This is a genomic window from Streptomyces sp. CC53 (assembly GCF_001865245.1).
Lineage (GTDB): Bacteria > Actinomycetota > Actinomycetes > Streptomycetales > Streptomycetaceae > Streptomyces.
Map to the genome: position 1 here is coordinate 1 of NZ_MKXB01000132.1, position 5,076 is coordinate 5,076.

The window sequence follows — 5,076 nt, forward strand, 5'->3', positions numbered from 1 at the left end:
GTCGTCGGCGCCCGCGGGCCGGTCGTGGGAGCCGCGGTGCTCGTGGCGGCCACCCGGCACGGGGGCACCGGCGTCCGCTTCGGCCGCCGCCGCCCCGGACGGGTCCACCGACTCGCTCGGCAGCGGGCGCGAGCTCTCGTCGGACACGCTCATGCAGCCGCTGAGGGTGCCTGCGGAGGCCACGACCGCCACGGCGGCTACGGCCCATCGGACGGGGGCGGGCAAAGGGCGCACGGGGGCACCTCCAGGCGGGGGACACGAGGTTTCCCTGCCCAACTCCCTTGCACCCGCGGGGGACACGCCCGGCCTCCACCCCGCTGCGCCCGGCGCCGCCGAACAGTCGTACGGAACACCCGGCAGTCCCCGGGGCTCCGGCAGCGACCGGCTCAGCCGCAGCCCACGTCACCCACGGGCCGGGACACCCACCGCCCGGGACACCAGCAGCCCGGTCACCCGTAGCCGAGGTCGTGCAGCCGCTCGTCGTCGATGCCGAAGTGGTGGGCGATCTCGTGCACCACCGTGATCTCCGTCTCGGCGACGACGTCCTCCCGCGACTCGCACATCCGCAGCGTCGGCCCGCGGTAGATCGTGATGCGGTCGGGCAGCACGCCCGCGTACCACTCGCCGCGTTCGGTGAGCGGCGTCCCCTCGTACAGCCCCAGGAGGTCGGGGTCGTCGGCGGACGGCTCGTCCTCGACGAACACGGCCACGTTGTCCATGAGCCGCGTCAGCTCCGGGGGGATCCGGTCCAGCGCCTCGGCGACCAGTTCCTCGAACTCCTCGCGCGTCATCTCCAGCACTCGGCCATTGTCGTGGATGCCCGGCGGGTACGGGCATAGCCCCGCAGCGGTACGGGCATACCGCCCCAATGGCCCGAGCCGTCGTCCGCGTCACGTACCGGCGCGTCGCGCGCGCCCTGCACCGCGTCACCGACCGTCTCGCCCGCCCCGTACGCGGCGGGCTCGTCCGCCTCGCCCGTACGGCCCCCGGCCGCCCCGGGAGCCGCCGCCCCGCACGCCGCGGGAGCCCGCGCCCGGAGGGGTCGCGTCCGTTCGCCCGCGCCCTGGGCCTGGGTGCCGTCGTCCTCGTCGGCGCGTGGCTCGGCCTGCTGGCGGTCGGCACCCTCCGCACGCCCGTCGGGCCCGTGGACACCGGCATGACCCTGCGGCCCTCCCTCACCGGCGGCACGACGATCGACGTACCGCCGCTCGGCTCGCTGGACCTCGACACGCACCTCGCACCCCTCCGCCTGGACGTGGACGTCGAGGCGCTCGACCCCGACCGCGCACGGGCCCTGGTCGAGCACCCCGAGCGGCTCTCCGGGCTCCAGGACGAGATCGGCCGGGACGTCGCGGACGGCGCCTGGAAGCTCGCCTTCCGTTCCTCTGTCGCCGTGCTCTCCGGCGCCACCGCGCTGGGCCTGGCCGTCTACCGCCGTCCGCGCCGCGCCCTGGCAGCCGGAGGGCTCGCGCTCGCCCTGCTGGCCACGTCGGGGACGGTGGCCTACGCCACGTGGAACCGGAAGTCCGTCCTGGAGCCGCGCTTCTCCGGGCTCCTCACGAGCGCCCCGTCCGTCGTCGGCAACGCCCGCTCGATCGTCACCGAATTCGACGTCTACCAGAAGGAGTTGGCGCGGCTCGTCACCAACGTGACCAAGCTGTACGAGACCACGTCCACGCTGCCGACGTACCAGCCGGACCCCAGCACGATCCGGGTGCTGCACGTGTCCGACATCCACCTCAACCCGCTCGCGTGGCACGTGATCGGCTCGCTCGTGAAGCAGTACCGGATCGACCTGATCATCGACTCGGGCGACACGATGGACCACGGCACCGCGGCGGAGAACCGCTTCCTCGACCCGGTCGGCACCCTCGGCGCGCCGTACGTGTGGGTGCGGGGCAACCACGACTCGATGGCCACCCAGGAGTACCTGGAGGCCCTGCCGAACGTGCACGTCCTGGACGACGGCCGGGCCGTCACGGTCGCCGGCGTGCGGGTCGCCGGCATCGGGGACCCGCAGTACACCCCGGACCGGTCGGTGCGGCCGCTGGGCGACGCGTCGGAGCACGCGGCGGGGCGCGCCCTCGCGGCGGCGCTCCGGGCCGAGGCGCGGGCGGGCACCCCGGTCGACATCGCGGTGGCCCACAACCCCCTCGCCACGCACGAGGTGGACGGCCTCGTCCCGCTCGCCCTCGCGGGCCACATGCACCGGCGGATCAACGAGGTCCTCGGGCGGGGCACCCGCCTGAAGATCGAGGGCTCCACGGGCGGCGGTGGGCTGCGCGCCCTGGAACAGGACCCTCCGGCGCTGGTCGAAGCGTCCCTGCTGTACCTGGACCGGGAGACCCGCCGGCTCCAGGCGTGGGACGAGATCACGCTCGGCGGCCTGGGGCTGACCTCCGTGGAGGTGTCGCGCCACATCCCCGACGAGGTCCTGCCGGACACGTCGCCCTCCCCCGGCACCCCGCCCGACTCGCCCAGCCCGTCGCCCTTCCTGCTGGGCCCGCCGCCCTCGCCCTCGGGCTCTCCGCCCGCGCCCCCCGCATCGCCCTCGCCCTCACCGGCGCCCCGCGCGCCGAGCTCCCCGTGAACCGTTTTGGCGAACCGCCCCCGCATCCCATATGCTTCTCACGTCCCCGACGCGCTGACGAAGCGCCCAGGCGGGCCCTTAGCCCTCATCGTCTAGTGGCCCAGGACGCCGCCCTTTCAAGGCGGTAGCACGGGTTCGAATCCCGTTGGGGGCACGCATCACCTTGTGCGAGACTTGTGCTCGCACGAAGCTTGGTCCTGTGGAGCAGTTTGGAGTGCTCGCCACCCTGTCAAGGTGGAGGCCGCGGGTTCAAATCCCGTCAGGACCGCTGCGACTCCTCGTGGGTCGCGTGGCTGGGTAGCTCAGTTGGTACGAGCGTCCGCCTGAAAAGCGGAAGGTCGCCGGTTCGACCCCGGCCCCAGCCACCAGCCGAAAGGCCCCGTCGAAAGACGGGGCCTTTCGGCGTTCACCCCCACCGTCACGCCAACGGCCCCGGCGCGAGCCCGCCGCCCGGGGCGGCGGGGCTCGTGGGCGGCCCGGCTATTCGCGGGCGCGCGGGCGGCGGCCCCGTACGAGCAGCAGCGCCGCGGTCACCACCACCACACCCAGCAGCAGGGCCCAGTCGGGGACCGCGCTGCCGGCGCGGGCCGCCCACTGCTCCAGGACGAACGTGTCGTCCACCGACAGCGGCCCCGGCAGCCCCGCCGCCCCGTCGAACGCCAGGAACAGCACCCCCAGCAGGACGAAGAACGCCCCGGACACCAGCGACGTGGTGTGCAGCTCCAGCCGGCCGAGCCGCAGCGCCCGGCCCCGCAGCCAGCGGCGCCGCCCCAGGTCGTACCGCTCCCACAGCAGGGCCAGCAGGAACATCGGCACCGCCATGCCCAGCGCGTACACGGCGAGCAGCAGCCCGCCGTACGCGGCGCTGCCGCCGAGCGCGGCCACCGTCAGGACGCTGCCGAGGATCGGCCCCGCGCAGAACCCGGCCAGGCCGTAGACCAGGCCGAGGGCGTAGGCCGACACGGCCGACGTGGGGCGGATCCGGCCGCTCGCCTCGGCGAACCTGCGCGGGGCGAACCCCAGGCCCAGGATCTGCGCCGCCCCCAGCGCGATGATCAGCCAGCCGCCCGCCGTGACCAGCAGGTCCCGGTGGCCGTGGAAGAAGCGCCCCGCCAGGGAACCCGCGGCGCCCAGCGGCACGAGGGTCGTGGCCAGGCCCGCGTAGAGCACGGCCGTGCGGGCCACGAGGCGCGCGGCCCCGTCGGTCGAGTACGCGAAGAACGCCGGGAGCAGCAGCGCGCTGCACGGGCTGACGAGCGCCAGCAGGCCCCCGAGGAACGCGGCCAGGTAGCCGATGTCCGTCACCGGGCGCTCCCGGCCGCGCCCTCCGCCGGCTCCTGCGTCGGCTGCGCCGACCGGCCGGGCTGCGCGGCCCCGGACGGGGGCGGGGTCGGCCGGCCCGGCGCGGGCTCGGCCGCCGCGCGCTTCGCCGCCTCGTCGATCACCGCGGTGAACGCCTCCAGCGGCTGCGCGCCCGCGAGGGGGCGGCCGTTGACCAGGAACGACGGGGTGGAGGCCGCGCCGAGGCCGTAGCCCTCCTGCTGGTCCCGTTCGACGGCCTGCCGCGCCGCCGTGCTGTCCAGGTCCCGGGTGAAGCGCTCCAGGTCCGGCACCCCCGCCTGCGCGGCCAGGTCCTTCAGCCGTGCGACGCCGAAGCCCTTCCCCTTGGCGTCCTCCCCGTAGGCGGCCGCGTGGAACTGCCAGAACCTGCCCTGGCGCCCGGCGGCCCACGCGGCGCGCGCCGCCCGCTCCGACTCCTCGCCGAAGATCGGCAGGTTCCGGAACTCGATCCGCAGCACGCCCTCGTCGACGTACCGCTTCACCAGCTCGGGCTCCGTGTCGCGGGCGAACTTGCCGCAGTAGCCGCACTGGAAGTCGGCGTACTCGATCAGTACGACGGGTGCGTCGGCGCGGCCCTGCGCCAGCCCGTCGGCCGCGTCCCGCCGGGCGAGCGCCTCCAGCTCGGGGAACACGCCGGGCTCTGCGGCGGGGTCGGAGGACGACGGCGAGGCGGACGCGGCCGGGGCGGTGCCGGCGCTCGGCGCCTCCGGCTTCGTCGCGGTGTACGAGACGAACGCCAGCAGGGCGGCGGACACGGCGACCCCGGCGCCGAGCAGATAAGGAGAGGCGGACTTGGACGCGGACTTGGACGCGGACGTGGGCATGACGGGACTCCTGGGCGTGCGGGAAGGGCAGGGGGACGGTCGACGGCGTGGGGTGCGGCCGTCGGCTACACGCGCAGGATCGACAGGTCCTGGGGAGAGGGGGGCGCGAGCAGGGGCGGCGCCCGTTCCGGGGTGATGGCCGTCACGACGGCCGCCCCGCAGCCGGCCGCGGCGGCGGACCGCGCCTCGTGCAGCGCGGGCAGCAGCTCGGCGGCGGAGGACCCGCGCGGGGGTGCGGCGGGCCGCAGCCCGCCCTCACCGGACGCGGCGCCCCCGTCGCAGTCGCGCCCGCCGTCGTCGGCCGACGCGGCGAACGCCCCC

5 protein-coding genes and 3 tRNA genes are annotated in these 5,076 nt (G+C 75.6%); 4 read left to right on the top strand and 4 right to left on the bottom strand.

Annotated elements, in window-relative coordinates; genetic code table 11:
* Window positions 1-449 precede the first annotated feature (449 nt).
* Window positions 450-800, bottom strand: a complete 351-nt coding sequence (locus BJP40_RS12310) for a metallopeptidase family protein (protein ID WP_071272282.1) — start codon at window positions 798-800, stop codon at window positions 450-452.
* Window positions 801-868: 68 nt separating this feature from the next.
* On the opposite strand from BJP40_RS12310, the gene BJP40_RS12315 reads away from it, so the two are divergent.
* From BJP40_RS12315 to BJP40_RS12330, 4 genes are all read left to right on the top strand, one after another.
* Window positions 869-2,590, top strand: a complete 1,722-nt coding sequence (locus BJP40_RS12315; protein WP_071280403.1) for a metallophosphoesterase — start codon at window positions 869-871, stop codon at window positions 2,588-2,590.
* 81 nt (window positions 2,591-2,671) lie between these two features.
* A tRNA-Glu gene (locus BJP40_RS12320) sits at window positions 2,672-2,744 on the top strand.
* Between the two features lie 39 nt (window positions 2,745-2,783).
* A tRNA-Asp gene (locus BJP40_RS12325) sits at window positions 2,784-2,858 on the top strand.
* 23 nt (window positions 2,859-2,881) lie between these two features.
* Window positions 2,882-2,958, top strand: a tRNA-Phe gene (locus BJP40_RS12330).
* A gap of 112 nt (window positions 2,959-3,070) precedes the next feature.
* On the opposite strand, the gene BJP40_RS12335 is transcribed toward BJP40_RS12330, so the two are convergent.
* The 3 genes from BJP40_RS12335 to BJP40_RS34890 form a co-directional block, all read right to left on the bottom strand.
* Window positions 3,071-3,895 (bottom strand): cytochrome c biogenesis CcdA family protein, encoded by an 825-nt coding sequence (locus BJP40_RS12335; RefSeq protein WP_071280404.1) that lies wholly within the window; start codon window positions 3,893-3,895, stop codon window positions 3,071-3,073.
* Entirely contained in the window at window positions 3,892-4,755 is an 864-nt protein-coding gene (locus tag BJP40_RS12340) for a thioredoxin domain-containing protein (protein WP_071280405.1), read from the bottom strand. Before BJP40_RS12340 ends, BJP40_RS12335 begins: the two co-directional genes overlap by 4 nt.
* A 65-nt stretch (window positions 4,756-4,820) precedes the next feature.
* The coding region (locus BJP40_RS34890; protein WP_218153204.1) for a hypothetical protein at window positions 4,821-5,076 on the bottom strand (256 nt) is incomplete at its 5' end.